Source organism: Pseudomonas sp. EA_65y_Pfl2_P74, from assembly GCF_963970575.1.
GTDB lineage: Bacteria > Pseudomonadota > Gammaproteobacteria > Pseudomonadales > Pseudomonadaceae > Aquipseudomonas > Aquipseudomonas baetica_A.
The window spans coordinates 39,865-64,921 of record NZ_CAXAOQ010000025.1 but is presented as its reverse complement, the minus strand read 5'-3'; the positions used below and the strand labels follow the sequence as shown (position 1 = coordinate 64,921).

Sequence of the window (25,057 nt, the reverse complement as noted above, 5' to 3'; positions counted from 1 at the left end):
TTTTATGCACCCACACTTGATTAGATTACTCAGCCTGTCGGCCCTGACCGTGGGCATTCTGGCCGCCAGCAATGGCGCTCGCGCCGACGAGGCTGCCGGTGTCACCCCGCCCAGGTTCACCGCCGAGCCGTGCTGCAACCTGTGCCCGGCCGCCCATGACGCGAAGAACTACACCACGCGTTATCAGCAGAACTTCACCACCCTGGTGCAGGCGCAAGGCGACTGGCTGTTCCGGACTCAGGAAGACCTGCGCACCGAATTCAACACCACCCCGGCCGGCTACAAGCGCCTGCAACAGTTGCACGATGCGTTCAAGAGCAAAGGCGTGGAACTGGTGATCGTTTATCAACCGACCCGGGGCCTGGTGAACCGCAACAAACTCAACCCGCAGGAAAAAGCCGCGTTCGATTACGAGAAGGCTTTGGGCAACTACAAGACCATGCTCGGCCGTTTTGCGCAGATGGGCTACGTGGTGCCGGACCTGTCGCCGCTGACCAACGAATCGCTGCCGGACACCCTGCCCGCCCACGATTTCTATTTCCGTGGCGACCAGCACTGGACGCCATACGGCGCGCAGCGCACGGCAAAAATCGTCGCCGAGAAGGTCAAGCAGATCCCGGCCTTCGCCGACATTCCCAAGCGTGAGTTCGAGACCAAGCGGTCCGGCCGCATGGGCAAAACCGGCACTTTGCATAACATGGCCGGGCAACTGTGCGGCACCAGTTACGCGATCCAGTACATGGATCAGTTCACCACCGAGCCGAAAGGCGAGGCCGCTGACGGCGATCTGTTCGGCGATTCCGGCAACCCGCAAATCACCTTGGTCGGTACGTCTCACAGCGGCAAGAACTACAACTTCGCCGGTTTCCTGCAAGAAGACATCGGTGCCGACATTCTCAACGTTGCCTTCCCCGGCGGCGGTCTGGAAGGTTCGATGTTGCAGTACCTGGGCAGCGACGAATTCCAGAAGAGCCCGCCGAAAATTCTCATCTGGGAGTTCTCGCCGCTGTATCGCCTCGATCAGGAAACCATCTACCGCCAGATGATGGCGCTGCTCGATAACGGCTGCGAAGGCAAAGACGCTCAGATGAGCGCCAGCACCACGCTGAAACCGGGCAGCAAACAGGAACTGCTGGTCAACAGCAAAAACATGAACCTGCAAAACAGCAGTCATCAGGTCGACATCCGTTTCGCCGACACCTCGGTGAAAACCCTGCAAGCCACCCTCTGGTACATGAACGGTCGCCACGAGGACATCAAGATCGAGAAACCGGAAACCTCCGACACCGACGGTCGTTTCGCCTTTGAGTTGCGCACCGACGAAGACTGGGGCTCGCAAAACCTGCTGGCAGTCGAAGTTCAGGGCCCCGAAGCGGGCACCGCGCCACAGAAAGTCGAAGCGAAAATCTGCAAACGCAACGTATTCCCGGGCGCTGGGCAACACACCGCTCAGGTCGGGCAATGAGGTCTGCTATGCGAAATCGAACGATCAAACACCTGCTTGCGCCATCCCTGCTCACCCTGGCGATGTTCGCCGGGGCGACTCAGGCCGCGGCGCCACTGCGTCCACCTCAGGGCTACTTCGCCCCTGTGGATAAATTCAAGACCAGCGACAAAAGCGAAGGCTGCGACGCAATGCCGACGCCGTACACCGGCCCGCTGCAATTTCGCAGCAAATACGAAGGCTCGGACAAGGCCCGCGCGACGCTCAATGTGCAATCGGAAAAAGCCTTCCGCGACACCACCAAAGACATCACCACGCTGGAACGCGGCACCGCCAAACGCGTCATGCAGTTCATGCGTGATGGTCGCCCGGAGCAGCTCGATTGCACGCTGGACTGGCTGGCCGCGTGGGCCAAGTCCGACGCCTTGATGTCGAAAGACTTCAACCACACCGGCAAATCGATGCGCAAATGGGCGCTGGGCAGCATGGCCTCTTCGTACATTCGCCTGAAATTCTCCGACTCGCATCCACTGGCGGAGCATCAGCAGCAAGCGCAGGTGATCGAAGCCTGGTTCAGCAAAATGGCCGATCAGGTGATCAGCGACTGGGACAATCTGCCGCTGGAAAAAACCAACAACCATTCGTACTGGGCGGCGTGGTCGGTGATGGCGACGTCGGTCGCGACCAACCGCCGCGACCTGTTCGATTGGGCAGTGAAGGAATACAAGGTCGGCGCCAATCAGATCGACGCCGACGGCTACCTGCCGAACGAACTCAAGCGCCAGCAACGCGCCCTCGCCTATCACAACTACGCCCTGCCGCCGCTGGCGATGATCGCCAGTTTCGCCCAGGTCAACGGTGTCGATCTGCGCCAGGAAAACAATGGCGCACTGAAACGCTTGGCTGATCGCGTGCTGTCCGGGGTGAAAAACCCGGATGAATTCGAGAAGAAGAACGGCAAAAAACAGGACATGACCGACCTGAAAGAGGACATGAAATTCGCCTGGCTCGAACCGTTCTGCACCCTCTACACCTGCTCGGCGGATGTGCTGGAGAAGAAGCACGGGATGCAACCGTTCAAGACCTTCCGCCTGGGTGGCGACCTGACCAAGGTCTACGACCCGGCGCATGAGAAGGGCAACAAGGGTTCGTAAGAAGGAATGCAATCCCCTGTGGGAGCGGGCTTGCTCGCTCTCACAGTGAAGTGATGTCGCCCCCTGAATTTTCACGGGGGGTTTGGGGGGGCTTTGGCCCTTGACTGTTGGTTCAAACATGGAGAGATCGGGATGGTATTTTCATCCAACGTGTTCCTGTTTCTGTTCTTGCCGATCTTTCTCGGCTTGTACTACCTGAGCGGGCAACGCTATCGCAACCTGCTGCTGCTGATCGCCAGCTACGTGTTCTATGCCTGGTGGCGCGTGGACTTCCTCGCCCTGTTTGCAGCGGTGACGCTGTGGAACTACTGGATCGGCCTCAAAGTCGGTGCCGCCGGCGTGCGTACCAAACCGGCCCAGCGCTGGCTGCTGGCCGGCGTCGCGGTGGATCTGTGCATCCTGGGCTACTTCAAATACGCCAACTTCGGCGTCGACAGCATCAACGCGATGATGACCTCGGTGGGTCTTGAGCCGTTCATCCTCACCCATGTACTGCTGCCGATCGGTATCTCGTTCTACATCTTCGAGTCGATCAGCTACATCATCGACGTGTATCGCGGCGACACCCCGGCCACGCGCAACCTGATCGACTTTGCCGCGTTCGTGGCGATCTTCCCGCACCTGATTGCCGGCCCGGTGTTGCGTTTTCGTGACCTGGCCGACCAGTTCAACAACCGCACGCACACCCTCGACAAATTCTCCGAAGGCTGCACGCGGTTCATGCAGGGTTTCATCAAGAAGGTCTTCATCGCCGACACCCTCGCGGTGGTGGCCGACCATTGCTTCGCCCTGCAAAACCCGACCACGGGCGATGCCTGGCTCGGCGCGCTGGCCTACACCGCGCAGCTGTATTTCGACTTCTCCGGTTACAGCGACATGGCCATCGGCCTGGGTTTGATGATGGGTTTCCGCTTCATGGAAAACTTCAAACAGCCGTACATCAGCCAGTCGATCACCGAGTTCTGGCGCCGCTGGCACATCAGCCTGTCGACCTGGTTGCGTGACTACCTCTACATCACCCTCGGCGGTAACCGCAAAGGCACGCTGATGACCTATCGCAACCTGTTCCTGACCATGCTTTTGGGCGGTCTGTGGCACGGCGCGAACATCACTTACATCGTTTGGGGCGCCTGGCACGGCATGTGGCTGGCGATTGAAAAAGCGCTGGGCCTGAATACCTCGCCGCGCAGCCTCAACCCGATCCGCTGGGCGCTGACCTTCCTGCTGGTGGTGATGGGCTGGGTGATCTTCCGTGCCGAGAACCTGCACGTTGCCGGGCGCATGTACGGCGCGATGTTCAGCTTCGGCGACTGGTCGCTGTCGGAACTCAATCAGGCCAGCCTCACCGGCCTGCAAGTGGCGACGCTGGTGGTGGCTTACGTGACGCTGGCGTTCTTCGGTCTGCGTGATCTGTACACCAACCAGCCACCGGTCAAAACCAAGCCAGCGGTCAACGTCGAAACCGACGGCCCGGCCGCTGCGACCCCAGGAATGATCAAGGCTGCCCCCGGCGAAAACCCGGCGAGCATCCACGAGCCTGGCTACACCGTCGGCGTTGAAGCCCAGGTGCAAGCGGCCTACTGGACGGCGGACTGGTCACGCTACGTGATGCGCGGCTTGATCCTGCTGCTGTTCATCGCCTCGATTCTCAAACTCTCGGCGCAAAGCTTCTCGCCGTTCCTTTACTTCCAGTTCTGAGGGATCTGACATGACCCGCTCATTACGCATTTTCTACATCGCCCTGTTCCTGGTGACTCTGCTGGTCTTGGGTCTGTGGTCAGTGCGCAGCTTTTTCGGTTTCAGCACCAACGCCGACGCGACAGTGCTCAACGGCCGCTGGACCAAGGCTGTGGAAACCCATTACGACGATGAATTCCCGATCAAGCGTCTGGGCACCAATCTCTGGGCCGCGCTGGATTTCAAACTGTTCAACGAAGGTCGTCCGGGCGTGGTGCTCGGTCGCGATCAGTGGTTGTACAGCGACGAGGAATTCAACCCGATCGTCAACGAAGAGTTGAACCTGCAAGGCAACTACGCGCTGGTCGAAGGCGTGCGCCAGACCTTGAAAGCCAAAGGCGTGAAACTGGTGATGGCGATCGTGCCGGCCAAGGTTCGCCTGTACCCGGAGCACCTGGGTGAAGTGAAACCGGCGAGCATCCACGAAAACCTCTATCAGGATTTCCACGCCCGCGTGGCGGCGGACAAGATCCTCGCCCCCGACCTGCTCAAGCCATTGCAACAGGCCAAGCAGAACGGTCAGCAAGTGTTCCTGCGCACCGACACGCACTGGACGCCTGAGGGCGCCGAGGTTGCGGCCAACACCCTGGCGAAAACCATCACTGACAAGTTCCCGCTCAGCGGCGAGCCGCAGCGCTTTGTCACCACGCCGGCCGAGAAGGTCACGCACAAGGGCGACCTGCGTCTGTTCCTGCCGCTGGACCCGCTGTTCGAAAACCTGATGCCGGCGCAAGAGCCACTGCAAAAGCGCAACACCGTGGCCGCGGGTGATCAGCCGGCCGGTGACGACGCCCTGTTCGCCAACAACGAAGTACCGGTGGCACTGGTCGGTACCAGCTACAGCGCCAACCCCAACTGGAACTTCGTCGGCGCACTCAAACAAGCGCTGCACAGCGACGTAGTGAGCTACGCCGAGGACGGCCACGGCCCGATTCGACCGATGCTCAGCTACCTCAAAAGCGATGACTTCAAGAACAGCTCGCCACAGGTGCTGATCTGGGAGTTTCCTGAACGTTATCTGCCTGTGAACAACGAAATCGGCGACGCCGACCCGCAGTGGGTCGCAGAGCTTAAACAAGCCGGCGCCCGCCAACAAAACGTCGCTGTAAACACTCAATCCGAGACGCCCGACCGGGCGCAAAACTGAAAGAGAGGTACACCATGACTTTCACTACCAATCATCAAAGTCTCGTGAAACGCATTGCACTGGTTGCAGGTCTGAGCGTGCTGTCGGTCCAGGCCTTTGCCGGTGGCGACGCCGCGCTCTACGGCCCGACCGCACCGAAAGGCTCGACCTTCGTGCGGGTCTACAACGCCAGCAACGCCGAAGTCAGCGCCACTGTCGGCAGCACCAGCCTGAGCGATATCGCACCACTGGCCAGCAGCGACTTCAGCTTCATGCCGGGCGGTGATTACAGCGCCAAAGTCGGCAGCCAGAGCCTGGCGGTGAAACTCGCCGGTGACCACTACTACACCCTGGTCAACAACGCTTCCGGCGCGCCGCAACTGATCGAAGAACCGCCGTTCAAAAACAAGCAGAAATCCCTGGTGCGCGTGCAGAACCTCAGCGACAAACCGCTGACCCTGAAAACCGCCGACGGCAAGACCGAAGTGGTCAAGAGCGTCGCCGCCAAGGGCCGTGGCGAACGTGAAATCAACCCGGTGAAAGTCAGCCTGGCGCTGTTTGAGGGCGACAAAAAAGTCAGCGACGTGAAACCGGTCGCGCTGGAACGCGGTGAAGCCGCGGTGCTGTACGTCACCGGTAACGGCAGCAACCTGTCGCCAGTCTGGGTGAAACGCCCGGTGTCGACGCGCTAACAATTTTTCCTGCCTGACCCCGTCCCCGCTGTGGGAGGGTTGTCAGTTCGGATACGAGACAAAAACAAGAGTGAAACGACACAGGTTCGTGGCTCTAACCCAATCGATTTTATGGAGTAAACAATATGATTCCGGTGATCTTGTCAGGTGGTAGCGGTTCACGTCTTTGGCCGCTTTCGCGTAAACAGTTCCCTAAGCAATTCCTCGCCCTGACCGGCGAACACACGCTGTTCCAGCAAACCCTGGAACGCCTGGTGTTCGAAGGCATGGACACGCCCATCGTGGTCTGCAACAAGGATCACCGCTTCATCGTCAACGAGCAGTTGAGCAACCGTAACCTGGAATGCCAGCGCATCCTGATGGAACCGTTCGGCCGCAACACCGCGCCGGCTGTGGCGTTGACGGCGATGATGCTGGTCAATGAAGGTCGCGACGAACTGATGCTGGTGCTGCCGGCCGATCACGTTCTGGAAGATCAGAAAGCCCTGCAACGCGCACTGGCTCTGGCCACCGTCGCCGCCGAAAACGGTGAAATGGTGTTGTTCGGCGTACCCGCAACGAAACCGGAAACCGGTTACGGCTACATCAAGTCCAGCAACGATTCGTTGTTGCCAGAAGGCGTCAGCCGCGTTTCGCACTTTGTCGAAAAACCCGATGTGAAACGCGCTACCGAGTACGTCGAGTCCGGCGGCTACTACTGGAACAGCGGCATGTTCCTGTTCCGCGCCAGCCGCTTCCTCGAAGAACTGAAAAAGCACGACCCGGACATCTACGACACCTGCCTGCTGACCCTTGAGCGCAGCGAGCAAGACGCCGACACCGTCACGCTGGACGAAGCCACCTTCGCCTGCTGCCCGGACAACTCCATCGACTACTCCGTGATGGAGAAAACCCAGCGCGCCTGCGTGGTGCCGCTGACCGCCGGCTGGAGCGATGTCGGTTGCTGGTCGTCGCTGTGGGAAGTCAACGAGAAGGACGCCAACGGCAACGTCACCAAGGGCGACGTGGTCATTCAGGACAGCAAGAACTGCATGATCCACGGCAACGGCAAACTGGTGTCGGTGATCGGTCTGGAAAACATCGTCGTGGTCGAAACCAAGGACGCCATGATGATCGCCCACAAGGACAAGGTCCAAGGCGTCAAGCAGATGGTCAACACGCTCAACGAGCAGGGCCGCAGCGAAACCCAGAACCACTGCGAGGTCTATCGTCCGTGGGGTTCTTACGACTCGGTGGACATGGGCGGGCGTTTCCAGGTCAAGCACATCTCGGTCAAACCGGGTGCGTGCCTGTCGCTGCAGATGCACCACCACCGCGCCGAGCACTGGATCGTGGTCAGCGGCACCGCCGAAGTGACCTGCGATGAAAACGTGTTCCTGCTCTGCGAAAACCAGTCGACCTACATCCCGATCGCCTCGGTGCATCGCCTGCGCAACCCCGGCAAGATCCCGCTGGAAATCATCGAAGTGCAGTCCGGTTCGTACCTGGGTGAAGACGATATCGAGCGTTTCGAAGACATCTACGGTCGCTCGACCCCGATCGAACGCGGCGTGTCGGTGAAAACCATCGCGCAGTGATCGACCTGCAATAAAAAGCCCTCGTCCAGCCCACTGCGTCCCCTATCCGCAGTGGGTTGGGCGGGGGCTTTTTTGCAGGTCTCTACATTCAGCCAGCCTTTCACCCAGAGGACTGGGCAGTCTTGACCGCTTGCTCTTCCCGCGCGGGTCTATAACGTTCCCACCCTGCACGATCGCTTCGCCAAGGAGCGTACTGAGTCCCGCTGAAAGCACTTCGCCGCCGTGATACATCACAGGGCCCGACGGCGGAGAAGTTTCGGTGATCACGACGGCCCTGACGTGGGCCTCATGGGTATTGAGCAGCGCGCCGCTTTTGGCCCCCAGCTTTGCCAGTTCAACGGGAATTTGCCGTCGGTAGTCCTGCACTTTCGGGTCCGGATTGCTCTGAAAATAATTGCGCACCGGTTGCATGCCGGCAGCCTGGATCGGGCTGACCAGTTTTTGCTCGGCCAGATCGTGATAGACCCGATCATCGAGTTTCTTCTCTGGCTTGCGTCCGTCGCTGTCTCGATAGACCACAGGTCTGTGGCGCATCGCCCGGTAGCGGTTATGGCCATCGATGGCCCCGGCAGGGTCCGGATTCAACCAGCGCTGCAACCACGGGATGTAATAGCGATGGCCGCAGTCATACAAACCGGTGGCATCGCGTTCCTTGCCCGAATAGCGAATGTTCTTGTAACTTGCGCCAGGGCAGACAGCGATTGCTGTAGCGGGCGGCTTGCAGGTCATGGCCCGGGTTTTGTGCACCGACGTGAATCAATTTGAGCAGATTGCCGCCAGCGTCATACCGATAGCTTTGTGAGTAATTGGCGATCGCTGCCGGCACGCCCCGCGCCGCGCCGGCATCCCTTTACCTCGAACATCAGAGCAGCGGCGAACGGCCCTGCCAACTGTCAGAAATTACAGTCCCGACCGACGGTGCCCGGTTTAACAGCCGAATGTCCATTCCCGCGCCCCTTCGGTAGGATGGTGGGCACGTGTTCAAGGAGCGTTCAAACATGTTCATCGGCATCTTGCTGATCATCACCTGGTTGATCCTGTTGTTGCGCTATCCGGCCAAGGCCCTGCCTGTCTCCGTAGCGGCGGCTATCGGCTTGGGGTTGGTGGCGATGTGGGTCGTTTGGCTGGACAACCGCGAGGTCAAGCAATTGGCTCGCCTGGAGATGCGCATCAGCTACGCACCGGAACAATGCCCCGCGGATCGGCCGTTGCAACTGAAGATGAACAACGGCAACGATGTGCCACTGACCGAACTGCGCTGGCGCATCGGTGCCTACGCACCCGGCGACACCGTGAATCTGGCCGATAACCAATACACCGCCCCGCGTTATCGCGGCCCCGGCGAGTTACAGGCCGGCGCTGATTGGGAAGACTGCCTGCCCATGCCGCCCCTGCGCCCCGGTTATCGCCCGCAAACCCTGGAGTTTCGCGCCGAGCGATTGCAGGGCAGTTTCTCCGACTGATCCCCTTCCCCACTTTTTTGCACAAGGAATGCGCCATGCCCGTTGCGTTGATTACCGGTTGTTCCAGCGGCATTGGCCGTGCGCTGGCCGATGCGTTCAAAAGCGCCGGTTTTGAAGTCTGGGCCACTGCACGCAAGCCTGAAGACATCGCCGCGCTCAGCGTCGCCGGGTTTACCGCGATTCAACTGGACGTCAACGACGGCGCGGCACTGGAACAACTCGGCGAACGGATCAACCAGCAACACGGCAGCCTCGACGTGCTCATTAACAACGCCGGTTACGGCGCCATGGGCCCGTTGCTCGACGGCGGTGTGCCCGCCATGCAGCGCCAGTTCGAAACCAATGTTTTCTCCATTATCGGTGTCACCCGCGCACTGTTCCCCGCCCTGCGCCGGGGCAAAGGGCTGGTGGTAAATATCGGCAGCGTTTCCGGCGTTTTGGTCACGCCGTTCGCCGGTGCCTACTGCGCCTCGAAAGCGGCGGTGCATGCCTTGAGCGATGCGCTGCGCATGGAGTTGGCGCCGTTGGGCATTCGCGTGATGGAAGTGCAACCGGGGGCGATTCAATCGAGTTTCGCCAAAAGCGCCGGGCATGAGGCTGAGCAGTTGATCAACGAGCAATCGCCATGGTTTCCCCTGCGTGAAGGCATTCGCGCACGGGCCAAGGCCTCGCAGGACAAGCCGACACCGGCCAGTGAGTTTGCCGCCGGGGTCCTCAAGGCCGTGCAGCAGCGCAAGCCGCCACGCCTGATCCGTCTCGGCAATGGCAGCCGGGCGTTACCGTTGCTGGCAACGTTGTTGCCCAAGGGGTTGCTGGAATCGGCGTTGATGAAGCGGTTCGGCTTGCGCGGAAACTTTTGATTACAACTGATGAAATGGCCAAACCGGTCGATCTACGTAGAATGCGCCGCGCATGAAGTACCCGACGCTTCATGTGAACCCGAAACCCGATAGCGCATGGAGTCGCTGGGGCAAGCATCGAAGCAAGGGAATTGCTGAACACTGATCTCCCCCTCCCCGACTGTTTCCGCCCGAAGCGGTCGCTGCTTTGTTGACCTGCCTGACGCGAGCTCTGCTCACACGCATCAATTCAGATCAGGAAACATCCCTTGAAACTCTTCAACGTATTGCCTCTGGCATTGCTCACGGTGCTGGCAGGCTGCGCGACCAAAGAACTGCCCCTCAATGACACGCTGCCCAAACTGACCCTGCAAAACGTGCTGCCGGTCGTGACCGCCAACGAGCATTGCAACGCGCAGATGGACAGCGACATTCTGTATGGCGTCGGCTACCGGTTGTACGAAAACGGAGAGTACAAGGACGCCAAAACCTGCATGGTCATGGCCGCCCCCAAGCACACTCGCGCGTTTTGCTACCTGTCGATGACCACCCGCTATGACTCAACCCTGACCGCCGACCAACGTAACACCGAAGCCTTCAACTACATGGCTTACGCAGCGACGCAGAACGACTGGTGCGCGGAATACGGTATGTACGAGAGCTACAAATACGGCAAAGTCGGGACCCGGCAAGATGCTGCGCTCGCCACTCGCTGGCTGGAGCGTTCCTCGCTGCATGGCTATGCCGAATCCCAGCAGATATTGATCGAGCAATACGAGGAACTGGGTAACCTGAGCGCCGCCTACGCCTGGACCAGGATCATGGCCAAAGCCGAAGACACCACGGCGGGCGCTGACCTGAAAGCCAAGATGAACGCCGCTCAGATCGCCGAAGGCGACAAGCTTTACAGCGAACTTGTCACCCAGGTCACCAGCAAGAAAACATTGTTCGCTGAAGCACGCGAAGAAGACGTCGGACGTTACTCCGCCGATATCTATCAGAACTATCCGGACACCTTCAAGGGCATGTCATCTGTCGAGCGTTACGACTATGTGAAGCAAACCATGCGCACTGCTATCGAGCAGCCCTTCACCAAAAACCGTGGCGACGTTGTGGCCTACATCGTACTGAACCGCGCCGCTCAGTTGAAAAAGCCTGACGCGAATATCGCAACAGACCCGCGGATCGTCGCCCTCATGGAAGATCAAGCATTGTCGGTGGACGAAGCCATCGAGTCTGGACTGCGGGTAGTCAACACGTTCTACCGATAAGCTCAGTCGCGAGCAGGCTCACTCACACACAGGTCTGTGTCACACCGAAGAACCTCTGTGGGAGCCTGCTGGCGATGGCAGCCACGCGGTCTATCCGTTATCCACAGCGTCCTGCTTCACCACTACCGTACAAGTCATCCCCGCCGCCAGCAGTACGCCCTCCGGCACTTCATCAATGTGAATCCGTACCGGCACACGCTGGGCCAGTCGTACCCAGTTGAAGGTCGGATTCACATCGGCAATCAGCTCGCGACTTTGCGGGTTGTCGCGGTCGTAGATGCCGCGCGAGATACTTTCCACATGCCCCTTCAATGCCTCGCCGCTCATCAGTTGCATGTCGGCCTTATCGCCGACGCGTACGTGGGGAAGTTTGGTCTCTTCAAAGAAGCCGTAAACCCAGAACGAGTTCATGTCGACCACGGCCATTTTCGCCTCGCCGATGCGTGCGTAGTCGCCGCGATGGACGTTGAGGTTGGTCACATAGCCGTCCACCGCTGCGCGCACTTCGGTGCGTTTGAGGTTGAGTTCAGCGGCTTCCAGTTGCGCTTGGGCGTGTTGGTAGTCGGCCAGTGCAGCGTCGGCGATGTTGCTCGCGTCGTCGCGGTTTTCCTTGGAGATCACCAGGTTGTCGAGGTCGGCGCGGCGGTGGGCGTTGACCTTGCGCATCTCCCAGGTGGACTTGCGTGAAGCCACCAGCGACTGCGCCTGTTTCACCGCAATGCGGTAGTGCTCGGGATCGATCTGCATCAGCAAGTCGCCCTTCTTCACCAACTGATTGTCGCGCACCGGCACGTCGATCACTTCACCGGTGACATCGGCGGCGACGTTGATGATGTCCGCACGAACCCGCCCATCCCGCGTCCACGGCGTGTTCATGTAATGCACCCACAGGGTTCGGCCGATCCACAGCGCGACGGCCAGCACCAACAGGGTCGCGAGCAGACTGAAAAACTTTTTCATCAATGCCTTCTTCAGAGATAGAGAATCAACGGTAAACCGTCAGCGCCAAGGCGCCGAACAGACAGGTAAACAGACTCAGGCGCAGCAGCGCCGGGTGCCAAAAGAAGCGGTACAGATCGAACCCGGCGAGAAACCGATCCAGCGCCCAGGCCAGCGCTGCAGCGATGAAAAACATCAGGGTCATGGTCGGCATGTACACGCCGTGGAAAGCGATTTCACGGGGCATGGGCAAGTCCTTCAGGCTTGGCTTGCGTGAGCGCAGCAAGCGGTGATTGCGGGTCGAGCAATGAGGTGCGAATGAAGTGCAGATAGCTCTTCACCCGGCGCAGCGCGGAGGTGTCGAAGTGCGGTGCGAACGGCTCATCGGTGGCCGCGACCCGGCTGATCGCGTGATCAACCGCCACCAGTGCGCGCTCCAGATTGCTTGGGTTGGGCTGCAAGAACAGCCGCACCAACGCCCGGCCCATCACGCGGATCGCCTGACGCCACGGCTGCGATTCGGCATAGGCCGGGTGCACCGGCAAGATCGCCTGTTCCTTGCGCAACTCAATGATCGCGTGACCGACTTCGAGCACCACGAACATCCAGCGCAACAGGTTCTTTTGCACGGTCGGCTGGCCCGTCGCCAGACCGTAGGCCTGATGCAACAAGTCGCGGGTACGGCTCTCGAAACTCGACGCCAGGCCTTTGAGCTTGCCACTGATCGCATAGACCACCTGGCCACGCAGATCCTGCTCCAGACGCTGCCACAACCAACGGCTGTTGGGCGGCAGGATAATCGCGCCAGCCGCCGCACAGACCAGCATGCCCATGACCATGGCGATGTAGTCGTTGATGAAGGCGTACGGGTTGTAGACAGTCAGGTTGTCCGGTACAGAACCGGTGCTGAAGAAGATCAACAGACCGAGGCCGACACCGGCGTACTGCGGCCGCGAGGTCAGGAACGAGCCCAGCACGATCACCGGCGCGAGCATCACGCACAGCAACGGGAAACCGTCGATCCACGGGAAGATGAAAAACATTTCGACGAAGCCGATCAGTGCGCCGAGGAAGGTGCCGCAAGCCATTTGAAAGGCCATGCGTTTCGGGTTTGGCGTGGCGGCGGACAGGCCCACTGTGGCCGCGGCGATCAGCGTCATCGTCGCACCACTCGGCCATGCCGTCGCGACCCAATAACTGCCCAGCACGATCAAAATAAACGAGGCGCGAATGCCCGACGCCGCGGCTGCCCACCAGTTGGTTTGCGAGGTGAACGGCTCGTCCCAGCGCTCGCGTTCGTGGCGGTGATCGGCGAGCGAGGCGTGGGTCTGTGCATAACTGTGCAGGTCATCGACGAAGCGATAGAGCAACTCGTACGCGGTGTGAAAATCCAGTTGCTCGGCGTCGCTCGGCTCGCACTCCTGAAAGATTGCCCGCAAGCTGCGCACCCGCGCCGGCAAGCCTTCTTTGTAGGTCGCCAGCGCCGCGACCAGCCGTGCCGCATCGGGGCTGGTCAAGGCACGGCCACTGAAGCCATCGAGCACTTCGGCCAGATCCTGCAAACCGGGTTTGATCGCCGCCACGACGTGTTCTTCGTCATTGCCACGCAAGCGTTCGAGCAACTGATGCAGCGCATTGAAACGGGTGGTAATACCCATGAACTCACTGTTCAAACGGCTCAGCCGACCGTTGCGCCGACGCATGTGCGGGTCTTCGAACACAGTCACGCTGCGCAGCCCTTCCAGGCCCACGGCTTCGGCGATGAACCGTACGTTGCTGGCTTCAAAGTCTTGCGCTTTGCTTCGCCCGCGCAGGCCATTGGTGACGAACAAGGCGAACACACCAAAGCGCTGATACAACGCGTTGCGCATAGCGGCGCTGGCGGTCTGCGGCACAATCGCGGCGCTGATCACGGTCGAGCAGACAATCCCTAGGGAGATTTCCAGCACCCGCCATACCGCCGCCATGAACGCGCCATCCGGGTGCGCCAACGCTGGCAAACCGACCATCGCAGCGGTGTAGCCGGCCAGCACAAAACCGTAAGCACGGAAGTTACGGCAGCGTGCGGCACCGGCCGAGCAGATGCCCACCCAGATTGCCAGCGAGCCGAGAAACAACTCGGTGTTCTGCGCAAACAACGCAATCAGCGTGACCATCATCGCCGACCCGGCGAGGGTGCCGAGGAAGCGATAGAAACTCTTGGCAAATACATGACCGCTCTGCGGCTGCATGACGATGAACACCGTGATCATCGCGGTGCGCGGCTGCGGCAGTTCCAGACGCATCGCCAGCCACAGGGTCAGGAAAGCGGCGAACAGCACCTTGAAGATGTAGACCCAGGTCACGCCATCGCTGCGCGCCCAGTCGAACACACCCCGGCGCCATTCCAGGGAGTAGAGCCAGCGCAGCGGGGCGGGCAAGGGAGTCATTTGATTGTGCTCAATGAAGTTCAGTCAGGTCGCAAAACATGTGGGCGCTAGCGTGCGAGTGACAGCGGTGTGTCAGTCGACGAAAAAGCCAACTGACGCGCCCTCATCGCGAGCAGGCTCGCACAACAGGTTTTGGGTTCACCGTAAAAGGGCCGGGGTTTTCGGGGCTTGGGTTTGTTCGGCAGTCGGCACGTCGTTGCCGGCACCGAGCCCGCCGCCGAGCGCGGTCACCAACTCGGCATGCGCACTCAGCCGCGCCGCCTGCACCTGCTGTTGCACCTGCTGCTGCTTGAACAGCAACGTCTGCGCGTTCAGCACGTTGAGGTAATCGGTGAGGCCCCGTTGATAGGCGATCATCGCGATGTCGTACGTTTTCTGCGCAGCGGCCACCGACTCGGCGGCGAACCCTTGTTGCTTGTCCATCGACTCGCGGCGGATCAATTGATCGGAGATGTTTTTCAGCGCATTGACCAGGGTCTGGTTGTAGTGCGCCACGGCGATGTCGTAACCGGCCGACGCTTCTCCCAATTCGGCACGCAGTCGTCCACCGTCGAAGATCGGTAACGAGATTGCCGGGCCAACGTTGTAGTTGAGCTTCTTGCCGGTCAAAAACTCCAGCGCGCCACCGCCGGTGGCCATGTAACCAAGGCTGCCGACCAGGTCGACGTTGGGATAAAACCCGGCGTGCGCCACATCGATCCCCCGCGCCTGCGCCGCCACTTGCCAGCGACTGGCAACCACGTCCGGACGCTGGCCGAGCAATTGGGCGGGCAGCGCGCCGGGCAATTTCAATGCAGCGCCGAGAGACAAGGTCGGACGCTGCAACTGCGCCCCCTCGCCCGGCCCCTTGCCCGCCAATGCGGCCAGTTGATTGCGGCTCAGGGCAATTTCCTCGTCCAGCGCATCGAGTTGTCGATGGGTTTCCGGCAACGGCGTTTGGGCCTGACTGACTTCGAAGTGCGTGCCGATCCCGCCGTCCAGACGCTTGTGCGCCAGATCGAGAATCTGCTGTTGCTGCTTGAGCGTGGCGGCGACGATGTCGCGCTGGGCGTACTGCAGCGACATCTGGATGTAAGCGCGCACGATGTTGTTCTGCAACTCCAACTGCGCCAGCCGCGCCTCGGCGGCGCTCATGTGCGCCAGATCCACAGCACGCTCGCTGGCGTTGCTCTCGCGGCCCCAGAGGTCGAGCGCGTAGCTCAAACCCAGCGCAGCGTTGTTGTCCCAAGTGGTGGAATTGGCCAGATCACCGGGACCGTAGAACGGATCGGTTGGCCAGTTGTGACGCTTGAGGGTCGACTCGCCATTGATCTGCAACGACTCGGCCGCTTGCGCGACGCCGGCCAGGGCTTTGGCCTGACGCACCCGCGCAGCGGCCATGGCCATGCTCGGGCTGCCTTGCACGGCGAGGTCGATCCAGCGATTGAGTTGCGGGTCGCCGTAGGCTTGCCACCATTGTGCGGTGGGCCAGTGGGCGTCACGGGCGGCGTGGGCGATGGCCTCGTCGGTGGCCAGCGCATTGGCCTCCAACGCTTTGCCCTGTGGGGCAATTCCTTCGGTACCGATGCAGCCGCCGAGAGCCAGGGAAAAAGCCAGAACACTGAGCGGCAAAAGCGCTCTGTTGATGCGACGCGGCACAGCTGCGAATTCCTGAGAAAGGGGTATGGCGGGGAGGTGTATAGGGAACGGCGCAATTCTAGGGGGGCGACCTGGCGGCGATAAGCTGGGATTCCTGTGAATCTTTGTTACCGTTAACGAGATAATCCGTTGGTCGGGGGTCTCAGCCCCCGAAACTTCGTGTCACAATTTGCCATCTCCCTTGAGAGCACCCCATGGACACTTTGCAAAACATGCGCGCCTTCAGTTGTGTGGCCGAAGCAGGCAGCTTCACCGCCGCCGCCGTGCAACTCGACACCACCACAGCCAACGTCTCGCGCGCGGTCTCCAACCTGGAAGCCCACCTGCAAACCCGCCTGCTCAACCGCACGACACGGCGCATCGCCCTGACCGAAGCCGGCAAGCGTTACTTGCTGCGCTGCGAGCAGATTCTGGCCTACGTCGAAGAGGCAGAGGCCGAAGCCAGCGAAGCCCACGCGCGCCCTGCCGGGCAGTTGAAAGTGCACACCATGACCGGCATCGGCCAGCACTTCGTCATCGACGCCATCGCCCGCTATCGCAAGACCCACCCGGACGTCACCTTCGACCTGACCATGGCCAACCGCGTGCCGGACCTGCTCGATGAAGGCTACGACGTCTCCATCGTGCTGGCCCGCGAACTGCCGGACTCCGGCTTCGTCTCGCAACGCCTGGGCATCACCTACAGCATCGTCTGTGCCTCACCGGCCTACGTGAAAGCCAACGGCTGCGCACAAAAGCCCAGCGACCTGCTCAACCACGCCTGCCTGCGCCTGGTCAGCCCGGTAATCCCTCTGGAAAAATGGGCCTTCGACGGCCCCGAAGGCCAGGAAATGGTCACCATCAACAGCTCCCCGTTCCTGGTGAACTCCGCCGACGCCATGAAAACCGCGATCATCAGCGGTATGGGCCTGGGTGTTCTACCGGTGTACGCCGCCATCGAAGGCTTGCGCAACGGCACGCTGGTACGGGTCATGCCCAACTACCGCTCGCAGGAACTGAACCTGTACGCGATCTACCCATCGCGGCAATACCTTGATGCAAAGATCAAGACGTGGGTCGAGTACCTGCGCGGCTCGTTGCCGGAAATCCTTGCTGCACACCAGGCAGAACTGGCCGCCTACGAACTCAGCGGCAGCCTCGCCGGAGCACGCGTAGCCAACTGATTTTCAACACACCGTGAAACCTGCAGGAGCTGCCGCAGGCTGCGATCTTTTGACCTTGATGTTTAAAAATCAAAAGATCGCAGCCTACGGCAGCTCCTACATTTCGGGCTTTTCGCGGAACTTTCCGACGTGTTTTGCAGGTTGTCCGTCGGAAGTGCGGTGGATAGGCTTTGGGTGTCGCTGACGAATCAGCGACCGGGTCTGGAAAACCCGCAGGATCACAGCACATGACATAATGCCGCGCTTTTTCAGCGCCGGTTTTTGAGTTATGGCGGCTGTACGTGGGAGACCTTCGGGTCTGCCGGGTTTGATCCTTTGCCGGTTTTTCCAGTCCGCGTACAGCTGCCACCCTTTCGCCTGGAAAACGAAACATGGCAGCTCCATTTCCATCTAAAGGATCTTTGTCATGAAAAAGCACAGCCCGAATCCGCCCGGAGCGGATAACACCTCTCCCTACGAATCGCCTGATTCGAAGAAATTCCACGAAGCCGCCGAGCGAGCGCTCGACCACTACCTCAAACCCAACGCCCTGACCCTGCGCTTCCACAAACCCAGCACCATGTTTCAGGTCGCGCCGGGCCAAGACAACGAAAGCCTCCTCGTCCACGCCTGCGAATCACTGGCCCAAGCCAACATCATGAGCAGCGACATCGCCGCCTACGTCGACCTCCCGCAACGCCGCACAATACTGGCGATTCAGCAGATCATCATGCTGGCGGAACTGGCCGTGAATCGCGTACTGGATAACGTCGACATCCCCCAACCCGCGCCACACAGCTGACCCCTTGCAGGAGTGAGCCTGCTCGCGATTGCAGGCTCACATTCAACATCGTAGGTGCCTGACACACCGTCATCGCGAGCAGGCTCACTCCTACAATGTGAATCGCATACAACCTGCTAAAAATCGATCGGCTGTCAGGCCGCCATCGCTGGCAGGCCAACTCCACACAAAAGCAACAGCAAGATCAAAAGATCGCAGCCTTCGGCAGCTCCTACAAAGGAGGCAAGGACAACCCGCACGCGGCGAATGCCGCCCCACTCAACAGGATGAGCGTTAGCTCGGCTGCAGCTCTTGATCTTGATCCACGGGCGACGTCGGAAGGCTGAGCGGAGGGATTGATCCGGGGGTGGGAGCGCAGCGACCGTTTGGCGCAGCCAAACACATCGAAAGGAGGTGCAGCGAAGCAAACCGGAAGCGATGCCCCCGGATCGATCCCGGAGCGAAGGCACCCCGAGCCCCAGCGAGCGGGCCGCACGTAGGAGCAAGCGTTTTTTTGCTTACTTTTTTTAGGCGTTTGTAAAAAAAGTGAGTCGCCGTAAGGGCGAAACCTCAAGCCGCCATCACAAACAAACCGGATATTCACCCCACCCACCAAACCCTGGTCGGCCCAGAGGCCGCCAAGACACCCCAAAACAAAAATGTTAGCTTGCTTGGCATCAAGCCCGAACAAGAGCCAAAAACGATGAAAAAAACAGTCCTGGCCTTCAGCCGCATCACCCCGCCCATGATCGAACGCCTCCAGCAAGAGTTCGACGTCATCGTCCCCAACCCAAAGAACGGCGACATCAACGCCCAATTCAACGAAGCCCTGCCCCACGCCCACGGCCTGATCGGCGTCGGCCGCAAACTCGGCAAAACCCAACTCGAAAACGCGACAAAACTCGAAGTGGTCTCCAGCGTCTCTGTCGGCTACGACAACTACGACCTCGACTACTTCAACGAACGCGGGATCATGCTCACCAACACCCCGGACGTGCTCACTGAAAGCACCGCCGACCTCGCCTTCGCGTTGATCATGAGCAGCGCCCGCCGCGTCGCCGAACTCGACGCCTGGACCAAGGCCGGGCAATGGCAAGCCAGCGTCGGCGCCCCGCTGTTTGGCTGCGACGTGCATGGCAAAACCCTCGGCATCGTCGGCATGGGCAACATCGGCGCCGCTATCGCCCGCCGTGGTCGCTTCGGTTTCAACATGCCGATCCTCTACAGCGGCAACAGCCGCAAGAGCGAACTTGAACAAGCACTCGGCGCACAATTTCGCAGCCTCGATCAACTGCTGGCCGAAGCCGATTTCGTCTGCCTGGTCGTTCCGCTCAGTGACAAGACCCGCCACCTGATCAGCCATCGCGAACTGGGCCTGATGAAGCCAAGCGCGATTCTGGTCAACATCTCCCGTGGCCCGGTAGTCGACGAACCGGCGCTGATTGAAGCCCTGCAAAACAACCGGATTCGCGGTGCCGGCCTGGACGTGTACGAGAAAGAACCGCTGGCCGAGTCGCCCCTGTTCCAGTTGAAAAATGCCGTGACCCTGCCGCACATCGGCTCGGCAACGAATGAAACCCGCGAAGCCATGGCCAATCGCGCCTTGGCCAACTTGCGCAGCGCGTTGCTCGGCGAACGCCCGCAAGACCTGGTAAACCCGCAAGTTTGGCGTGGCTGAAAAAACGGGAAAGTGCGCCATGGCACTTGCCCGTTAGTTGGTTTAATACACAACTTGAAATTGAACAACAAACCTAATTAAACAACAAAATTATAAGCTCTCCGAATTGTCGAATAATCGACAATGCAATGGAGAGCTAAAACCTTGAACGCCCTGACCACCGACAGACTTATCCGTTACAGCAAAATTATATTGATGGCTTACATCAGTTTCTTTGGCCTACTGGTGATGACTCACAACTTCACCGACTATGATTCAAACTACACTTACGTGGCGCACATCCTGAGCATGGACACCACCACTGCCAGTGACACCATCAAGTATCGAGCCATCGAGTCGCCGATGATTCATCACCGGATCTACTGGTTCATTATCACCCTGGAAGTCACGTATACAGTGTTGTGCCTGATAGGCACCTATCAGCTCTATCGCAACATCAACGCCTCCGCCGAAATATTCCACGAGGCAAAAAAGTTCTCGATCATGGGCATCCTCGCGGCAATATTCATTTATTACGTGTGCCTGCAAACCGTGGGGGTGGAATGGTTTGACATGGACACTTCGCAATCATGGAATGCCAAGGACTGGGCACGGCATATCGTTGACTTCATCTTCCCTGTCATGATTTACATCACCTTGAAAGTCGAGCGCTGAAGTTCAGCGCTCGTTTTATTTCAAACCAACTTTCCCGACATCGGCGGCGCCACCGCTTTCGGTTTGCGAAACACCAGCACGTTGCCCAGCATCACTAACACCAGTCCGAACAGCGCCGGCGCCGTCCACTGATACCCTTCGGCAAACGCGGAGACGTTCAACGCCACCACCGGGAACAGCACCGTACAGTACGCGGCGCGCTCCGGCCCCATGCGCCCGACCAGCGTCAGATACGCGGTGAAACCGATGACCGAACCCGGTATCACCAGATACAGCAGCGCCCCCACATAACGCGGCGACCCGTCCATGTTGAATGGAATGCCTTTGACCAGGCACCACACCGACAACATCGCCGCGCCATAGGCCATGCCCCAGGCGTTGGTGGTCAGCGGCTTGAGACCCGCCTTTTGTTGCAGGCTCGACAGCATGTTGCCCGCCGAGAAACACAAGGTGCCGCACAGCGCCAGCCCCAAGCCGAGCAAGGTTTGCGGACTGGCTTGATGACCGGCCAACTCCGGCCAGAACAACATGCCCAACCCGAACAGGCCCAGCGCACCGCCCATCAGCACGTTTGGGGCAATACGCTGACCGAAAAACACCCTTGCATTGAGCGCGTTCCATAGCGTGGCGGTAGAAAACACCACCGCCACCAAGCCGCTGGGAATCCACTGACTGGCGGTGAGAAAGCACATGAAATTGATGCAAAACAGACACAAGCCCTGGGCCACGCAGATCAAATGGCCGCGCCGGTTCATGGGTTGCAGTCGACGACTCAACAGCAACAGCACGAACAACACCAGCGCGGCGAGTCCAAAGCGGTAGACGATCGACACCGGGATCGCCACCACACCCAATTGCCATTTCAAGGCAATCCATGTGGTGCCCCAGATCAGCACCGTCAGCAGATACAACGACAGGTTCATGGTAAACACTCCTAGATAGGCCTTGAGTGTCAGTTGCGGCAGGTGACAAGCGCTTGCATAAACTTGCGCTTTTGTCGGGCGGCCGGCTGGCAGCGGGACGGCTACGGAGTACGATGCAAGGCGTTGAAGAGAACCGATCATGTCCGCCATCGATAACCTGCAAGTCTTCCAGGCGCTTAACCGCTCGCCGAACTCTCGCCTGCTGCACAGCGCCGAGCTCGGCGACGGTTTGTCTGCGGCCCTGTGGACCAACCACCACGACGCCCAGGAATACGAAGCACCGAGTCATCACACCCTGTCGTGCTACATCGCCGGTGGCACCGGCACATTTCGCCGCGGTCAACCGGGGCACAAAGGTGGCCCGGACAAGTTGTGCATCCTGCCGGCCGATCACGAATCGGGCTGGGTCATCAACGGCGATATCCGCCTGGCACACTTGTATTTCAGCGCTGAACAATTTGCCCTTGGTTGCATCACCTTGCTTGATCGCGAACCGCGACAGATGCAGTTGCGCGAGCAGACCTTTCTTGAAGACCCACACCAGGCGCAACGTTTCCGACAGTTACTGACGCTGAACTGGGACGAACCCGCCGAACGTTTGCTGACCAGTAGCCTTGCTCATGAATTGATCAGCCATACCTTGCTCAGTCAGGTTGGTGTTCGTCAGGGCTTGCGCCTCAAGGGCGGGCTGGCGCCGCACCAGCGCCGACAATTGGTGGAGTTCATTGATGCGCAGTTGGCCGAGCCCATCAGCCTTGGGCAATTGGCCGGGTTGTGTGCCCTGTCGGAGTACCACTTTGCACGGATGTTTCGCGTGAGTTTCGGACTGCCACCGCATCAGTACGTGTTGGCGCGACGTCTGAGCCGGGCGCGGGAATGGCTGCGCAATACAACGTTGCCGTTGGGTGAGATTGCGCTGGCGTGCGGGTTTGCCAGCGCCAGTCACTTCGCCAATCGGTTCCGGCAGATTTCGGGCGGGACGCCCGGGGAGTATCGGCAGGCGTTTTTGCGTTAGTGCCAAAGTCTTTATCGCCTGTCATGGCCCCTTCGCGAGCAAGCCCGCTCCCACATTTGGAAATGTATTCCCTCCTGTGAAATCTGGCTTGCTCGCGAAGAACGATGACGCGGTCTCAGGTCAGAACTCCAGGGTGCTCGACAACGATACCTGCCGCGAATCCCCCATGGACACAAAGAACCGGCTCGCCGACGAGGTGTAATACGTGCGATCAAACAGGTTCTTCACATTGAGCTGAAATTTGACCTTCTGCCCTTCTACCTTGGTGTCGTAAGTCGCAAAGGCATCGGCCACGGTGTAGCTCGGCAGGTCGAAATCATTCACCGCGTTACCCGCTCTCTCGCCGACATACCGCGCCCCGGCACCCACGCGCAATTGATCGCCACCGATCACACTGCCGAAGTCATACACCGCCGAGAATGAGCCGCTGTTTTTCGCCACGTTCTGCAGACGTTTGCCCTTGTAGGTCGGGTCCTCGGTCACTTCGGCATCGGTGTAGGCGTAGCTGCCGATCAGGCTCCAGCGGTCGCTGAGTTGGCCGGTCAAATCCATTTCAAGACCCCGCGAACGTACTTCACCGGCAGCGCTGTAAATCGTCGTCGGGCCTTCAGAGTTGGCGACCAGCACGTTGCGTTTTTTGATATCGAACAGCGCGATGTTGCCGGTGATGCGCCCCGGCATGTCCAGCCGTGCGCCCAGCTCCCACGACTTGGCCTCTTCCGGCGCAATGCTGCCGTCGAGCACGGTGCTGCTGCCGCTCAGCGGGGCGATGGTCGAGTTGGGTTTGAACGATTCGGTGTAGCTGCCATAGAACGACAGCTCATCGGTGTAGCGATACACCAGACCTGCGCGCGGCACCCATTTCTGGCCATTGCTGTCGGTGTTGGCCTTGAATGGCACGCCTTTGCCAGCGTACTGGTCGTACGCCTGAAAACGAGCACCGGCGACCAGAATCCACTGGTCATCAAGGTGGATCGAGTCCTGCAAAAACACCGAGTCGCTGCGCAGCAGATCGGTCTGCGCGCTGTCCGCCGCGCTGACCGTGGTGCCTTCGACTTCACGGCCATACACCGGGTTGACGTAGCTGAAGGTGCTCAGGCTTTTCTGGCGGATCAGGTCAGCACGGTAGATCTTGCGGTACTCGTCATCGACGCCAAACACCAGGTCATGCTGCATGCCCAGCACGTTGACCTTGCCTTCGAGGCTGGCCGTGGTGAAACGGTCGGTGGTGATCGCGTTGCGCGTGCCATCCATGTTGCGGGTCAGCGTGCCTTTGTTGGTGTCGATCGCTGTGACACGGACTTGGCTGGCGTCGTAGGTTTCGCGGTTCCAGCTGTAGCCAAAGTGGGCTTTCCAGTCGTCGTTGAGTTCGTGATCGGCTTCGACGTGATACAAGTCCGAACGCCCTTCCATATCGTTGAACGGCTCGTCGAGACGCTCCTTGCGCGAGATGTTCAGCGGGTGGTTGGTGCGTGGATCGATGACCGTGCCACGATCGAACGGCGTGAGAAATTCACGATGCTCGTAGCCGAAGGACAGCTTGGTCCGCTCGCCGAACCAGGCCAGCGACGGGGCGATCAGGGTTTCGCGGTGAGTGCCGAAGTTGCGCCAGTAATCCTCGTCTTCGTGATCGATCACCAGACGATACGCCAGCCCGGATTCGCCCAGCGCACCCGTGCTGTCGAAGGTGCCGCCGCTGCCATTCTTGCCTTCGCCGTAGGTCGAGCCGCGCAGGGTCAGGGCGTTGTACTGAGTCAGCTCAGGCTTCTTGCTGACCATGTTGACCACACCGCCCGGGTCCTGAATCCCGTAGAGCAATGACGCCGGCCCCTTGAGCACTTCGACCCGGTCCACGGTGGCGTTCATGCCCCGCCCCTGCACCAATGGCATGCCGTCGCGCATGATCGAGCCGTTGCGGTTATCACCGAAACCGCGGGTCATCACTGAGTCCTGAGTGCTGCCCAAGGTGTTGCCCTGGGTGATGCCACTGACGTTGGCCAGCGCATCGTCGAGATTGCGCGGCGCCTGATCGCGAATGACCTGGGCCGGGATGACGTTGACGGTCTGCGGGATTTCCTGAAGCGACGCCGAAGAACGCATCACCGAACTGGTGTGCGGCGGCTGGTAGCTCATCGACTCGTCGCGCACCGACGTGATGGTGGTGGCGCCGAGGTTCAACGCACCGCCAGCGGGTTGCGGTTCAAGCACCAGGGTGTGGCTGTCGGTGCGGCGCCCGTTCAAGCCGGAACCGGTGAGCAGGCGCCGCAAGGCTTGCTCGGCACTCATCTGGCCGTTGACCGCCGGAGCGTTCAGGCCGTAGGGCGCTTCATCGGTGTAAACCACACTCTGCCCGGTGACACGGCTGAAATCGCTCAGGGCTTGCGGCAGCGGTTGGGCGGCCAGGGAGAAACTGAACTGCTTTTGCGCCTGACTGCTGGTGGTTTCAGCGGCGAGCGCCACGCTCATCGGCAACAACGCCAATGCCGAAAAACTCAACGCCGACGCACCGAACCACTGTTTGACCGAACCCGACTTTGCCCTGGACTTCATTGCTC

Annotated in this window: 21 protein-coding genes and 1 pseudogene; 14 read left to right on the top strand and 8 right to left on the bottom strand. The window is 59.9% G+C overall.

Annotated elements, in window-relative coordinates; all coding sequences use genetic code 11:
- Positions 1-4 precede the first annotated feature (4 nt).
- The 6 genes from AACY18_RS19805 (at position 5) to AACY18_RS19780 (ending at position 7,730) form a co-directional block, all read left to right on the top strand.
- On the top strand, positions 5-1,465 hold the full coding sequence (locus tag AACY18_RS19805) for an alginate O-acetyltransferase (protein ID WP_339432066.1): 1,461 nt from the start codon (positions 5-7) through the stop codon (positions 1,463-1,465).
- An 8-nt stretch (positions 1,466-1,473) separates the two neighbouring features.
- Complete coding sequence (locus AACY18_RS19800; protein WP_339432065.1) at positions 1,474-2,598, top strand: mannuronate-specific alginate lyase; 1,125 nt, start codon at positions 1,474-1,476, stop codon at positions 2,596-2,598.
- Between the two features lie 132 nt (positions 2,599-2,730).
- Entirely contained in the window at positions 2,731-4,296 is a 1,566-nt protein-coding gene (locus AACY18_RS19795; protein ID WP_221729956.1) for an MBOAT family O-acyltransferase, read from the top strand.
- A gap of 10 nt (positions 4,297-4,306) precedes the next feature.
- Positions 4,307-5,482: an alginate O-acetyltransferase gene (locus AACY18_RS19790; RefSeq protein ID WP_339465854.1), complete on the top strand. Its 1,176-nt coding sequence runs from the start codon at positions 4,307-4,309 to the stop codon at positions 5,480-5,482.
- A gap of 14 nt (positions 5,483-5,496) precedes the next feature.
- Positions 5,497-6,153 carry an alginate O-acetyltransferase AlgF gene (locus AACY18_RS19785; protein WP_339432063.1) on the top strand — a complete coding sequence of 219 codons (657 nt, stop codon included), beginning with the start codon at positions 5,497-5,499 and terminating at the stop codon, positions 6,151-6,153.
- Positions 6,154-6,278: 125 nt separating this feature from the next.
- Positions 6,279-7,730, top strand: a complete 1,452-nt coding sequence (locus AACY18_RS19780; protein ID WP_339432062.1) for a mannose-1-phosphate guanylyltransferase/mannose-6-phosphate isomerase — start codon at positions 6,279-6,281, stop codon at positions 7,728-7,730.
- 495 nt (positions 7,731-8,225) lie between these two features.
- Here the strand turns inward: AACY18_RS19780 and AACY18_RS19775 are convergent.
- Positions 8,226-8,414 (bottom strand): annotated as a pseudogene (locus AACY18_RS19775) (RHS repeat-associated core domain-containing protein); the annotation flags it as partial.
- Positions 8,415-8,728: 314 nt separating this feature from the next.
- Here AACY18_RS19775 and AACY18_RS19770 point away from each other — a divergent pair.
- From AACY18_RS19770 to AACY18_RS19760, 3 genes are all read left to right on the top strand, one after another.
- Positions 8,729-9,193, top strand: coding sequence for a multidrug transporter (locus AACY18_RS19770; RefSeq protein WP_339432061.1), 465 nt, complete (start codon positions 8,729-8,731; stop codon positions 9,191-9,193).
- A 35-nt stretch (positions 9,194-9,228) separates the two neighbouring features.
- The gene (locus AACY18_RS19765; RefSeq protein ID WP_339432060.1) at positions 9,229-10,053 is read left to right on the top strand and encodes an SDR family oxidoreductase; all 825 of its coding nucleotides are present in this window, start codon (positions 9,229-9,231) and stop codon (positions 10,051-10,053) included.
- Positions 10,054-10,301: 248 nt separating this feature from the next.
- Complete coding sequence (locus tag AACY18_RS19760; protein ID WP_339432059.1) at positions 10,302-11,303, top strand: sel1 repeat family protein; 1,002 nt, start codon at positions 10,302-10,304, stop codon at positions 11,301-11,303.
- A 90-nt stretch (positions 11,304-11,393) separates the two neighbouring features.
- On the opposite strand, the gene AACY18_RS19755 is transcribed toward AACY18_RS19760, so the two are convergent.
- The 4 genes from AACY18_RS19755 to AACY18_RS19740 form a co-directional block, all read right to left on the bottom strand.
- Positions 11,394-12,263, bottom strand: a complete 870-nt coding sequence (locus tag AACY18_RS19755; protein ID WP_339465853.1) for an HlyD family secretion protein — start codon at positions 12,261-12,263, stop codon at positions 11,394-11,396.
- A 25-nt stretch (positions 12,264-12,288) separates the two neighbouring features.
- On the bottom strand, positions 12,289-12,489 hold the full coding sequence (locus AACY18_RS19750; protein ID WP_221729964.1) for a DUF1656 domain-containing protein: 201 nt from the start codon (positions 12,487-12,489) through the stop codon (positions 12,289-12,291).
- On the bottom strand, positions 12,479-14,671 hold the full coding sequence (locus AACY18_RS19745; protein ID WP_339465852.1) for an FUSC family protein: 2,193 nt from the start codon (positions 14,669-14,671) through the stop codon (positions 12,479-12,481). Before AACY18_RS19745 ends, AACY18_RS19750 begins: the two co-directional genes overlap by 11 nt.
- Before the next feature lie 138 nt (positions 14,672-14,809).
- Positions 14,810-16,309: an efflux transporter outer membrane subunit gene (locus AACY18_RS19740; RefSeq protein WP_339465850.1), complete on the bottom strand. Its 1,500-nt coding sequence runs from the start codon at positions 16,307-16,309 to the stop codon at positions 14,810-14,812.
- A 194-nt stretch (positions 16,310-16,503) separates the two neighbouring features.
- Here AACY18_RS19740 and AACY18_RS19735 point away from each other — a divergent pair, with 194 nt between their 5' ends.
- Positions 16,504-17,472, top strand: coding sequence for a LysR family transcriptional regulator (locus AACY18_RS19735; protein ID WP_339432055.1), 969 nt, complete (start codon positions 16,504-16,506; stop codon positions 17,470-17,472).
- 96 nt (positions 17,473-17,568) lie between these two features.
- On the opposite strand, the gene AACY18_RS19730 is transcribed toward AACY18_RS19735, so the two are convergent.
- Positions 17,569-17,862, bottom strand: coding sequence for a hypothetical protein (locus AACY18_RS19730; protein ID WP_339465848.1), 294 nt, complete (start codon positions 17,860-17,862; stop codon positions 17,569-17,571).
- A 16-nt stretch (positions 17,863-17,878) separates the two neighbouring features.
- Here AACY18_RS19730 and AACY18_RS19725 point away from each other — a divergent pair, with 16 nt between their 5' ends.
- The 3 genes from AACY18_RS19725 (at position 17,879) to AACY18_RS19715 (ending at position 20,564) form a co-directional block, all read left to right on the top strand.
- Complete coding sequence (locus AACY18_RS19725) at positions 17,879-18,253, top strand: DUF6124 family protein (protein WP_339432054.1); 375 nt, start codon at positions 17,879-17,881, stop codon at positions 18,251-18,253.
- Between the two features lie 682 nt (positions 18,254-18,935).
- Positions 18,936-19,910 carry a 2-hydroxyacid dehydrogenase gene (locus AACY18_RS19720; protein WP_339465846.1) on the top strand — a complete coding sequence of 325 codons (975 nt, stop codon included), beginning with the start codon at positions 18,936-18,938 and terminating at the stop codon, positions 19,908-19,910.
- A 144-nt stretch (positions 19,911-20,054) separates the two neighbouring features.
- Positions 20,055-20,564, top strand: coding sequence for a DUF2165 family protein (locus AACY18_RS19715; RefSeq protein ID WP_339465845.1), 510 nt, complete (start codon positions 20,055-20,057; stop codon positions 20,562-20,564).
- A gap of 20 nt (positions 20,565-20,584) precedes the next feature.
- Here the strand turns inward: AACY18_RS19715 and AACY18_RS19710 are convergent, their stop codons facing one another.
- The gene (locus AACY18_RS19710) at positions 20,585-21,487 is read right to left on the bottom strand and encodes a DMT family transporter (RefSeq protein WP_339465843.1); all 903 of its coding nucleotides are present in this window, start codon (positions 21,485-21,487) and stop codon (positions 20,585-20,587) included.
- A 139-nt stretch (positions 21,488-21,626) separates the two neighbouring features.
- On the opposite strand from AACY18_RS19710, the gene AACY18_RS19705 reads away from it, so the two are divergent.
- A complete protein-coding gene (locus tag AACY18_RS19705; RefSeq protein ID WP_339432050.1) occupies positions 21,627-22,502 on the top strand; it encodes an AraC family transcriptional regulator in 876 nt (291 codons plus the stop codon).
- A gap of 120 nt (positions 22,503-22,622) precedes the next feature.
- Here AACY18_RS19705 and AACY18_RS19700 read toward each other — a convergent pair whose 3' ends face one another.
- Positions 22,623-25,052 carry a TonB-dependent siderophore receptor gene (locus AACY18_RS19700; protein WP_339465841.1) on the bottom strand — a complete coding sequence of 810 codons (2,430 nt, stop codon included), beginning with the start codon at positions 25,050-25,052 and terminating at the stop codon, positions 22,623-22,625.
- Between the last annotated feature and the right edge of the window lie 5 nt (positions 25,053-25,057).

Bases quoted from the DNA above. Each gene is read 5' to 3' on its own strand.
- AACY18_RS19805 (WP_339432066.1), top strand. From the start codon at position 5: ATGCACCCACACTTGATTAGATTACTCAGCCTGTCGGCCCTGACCGTG.
- AACY18_RS19800 (WP_339432065.1), top strand. From the start codon at position 1,474: ATGCGAAATCGAACGATCAAACACCTGCTTGCGCCATCCCTGCTCACC.
- AACY18_RS19795 (WP_221729956.1), top strand. From the start codon at position 2,731: ATGGTATTTTCATCCAACGTGTTCCTGTTTCTGTTCTTGCCGATCTTT.
- AACY18_RS19790 (WP_339465854.1), top strand. From the start codon at position 4,307: ATGACCCGCTCATTACGCATTTTCTACATCGCCCTGTTCCTGGTGACT.
- AACY18_RS19785 (WP_339432063.1), top strand. From the start codon at position 5,497: ATGACTTTCACTACCAATCATCAAAGTCTCGTGAAACGCATTGCACTG.
- AACY18_RS19780 (WP_339432062.1), top strand. From the start codon at position 6,279: ATGATTCCGGTGATCTTGTCAGGTGGTAGCGGTTCACGTCTTTGGCCG.
- AACY18_RS19770 (WP_339432061.1), top strand. From the start codon at position 8,729: ATGTTCATCGGCATCTTGCTGATCATCACCTGGTTGATCCTGTTGTTG.
- AACY18_RS19765 (WP_339432060.1), top strand. From the start codon at position 9,229: ATGCCCGTTGCGTTGATTACCGGTTGTTCCAGCGGCATTGGCCGTGCG.
- AACY18_RS19755 (WP_339465853.1), bottom strand. From the start codon at position 12,263: ATGAAAAAGTTTTTCAGTCTGCTCGCGACCCTGTTGGTGCTGGCCGTC.
- AACY18_RS19750 (WP_221729964.1), bottom strand. From the start codon at position 12,489: ATGCCCCGTGAAATCGCTTTCCACGGCGTGTACATGCCGACCATGACC.
- AACY18_RS19745 (WP_339465852.1), bottom strand. From the start codon at position 14,671: ATGACTCCCTTGCCCGCCCCGCTGCGCTGGCTCTACTCCCTGGAATGG.
- AACY18_RS19735 (WP_339432055.1), top strand. From the start codon at position 16,504: ATGGACACTTTGCAAAACATGCGCGCCTTCAGTTGTGTGGCCGAAGCA.
- AACY18_RS19730 (WP_339465848.1), bottom strand. From the start codon at position 17,862: ATGGAAATGGAGCTGCCATGTTTCGTTTTCCAGGCGAAAGGGTGGCAG.
- AACY18_RS19725 (WP_339432054.1), top strand. From the start codon at position 17,879: ATGAAAAAGCACAGCCCGAATCCGCCCGGAGCGGATAACACCTCTCCC.
- AACY18_RS19720 (WP_339465846.1), top strand. From the start codon at position 18,936: ATGAAAAAAACAGTCCTGGCCTTCAGCCGCATCACCCCGCCCATGATC.
- AACY18_RS19710 (WP_339465843.1), bottom strand. From the start codon at position 21,487: ATGAACCTGTCGTTGTATCTGCTGACGGTGCTGATCTGGGGCACCACA.
- AACY18_RS19705 (WP_339432050.1), top strand. From the start codon at position 21,627: ATGTCCGCCATCGATAACCTGCAAGTCTTCCAGGCGCTTAACCGCTCG.
- AACY18_RS19700 (WP_339465841.1), bottom strand. From the start codon at position 25,052: ATGAAGTCCAGGGCAAAGTCGGGTTCGGTCAAACAGTGGTTCGGTGCG.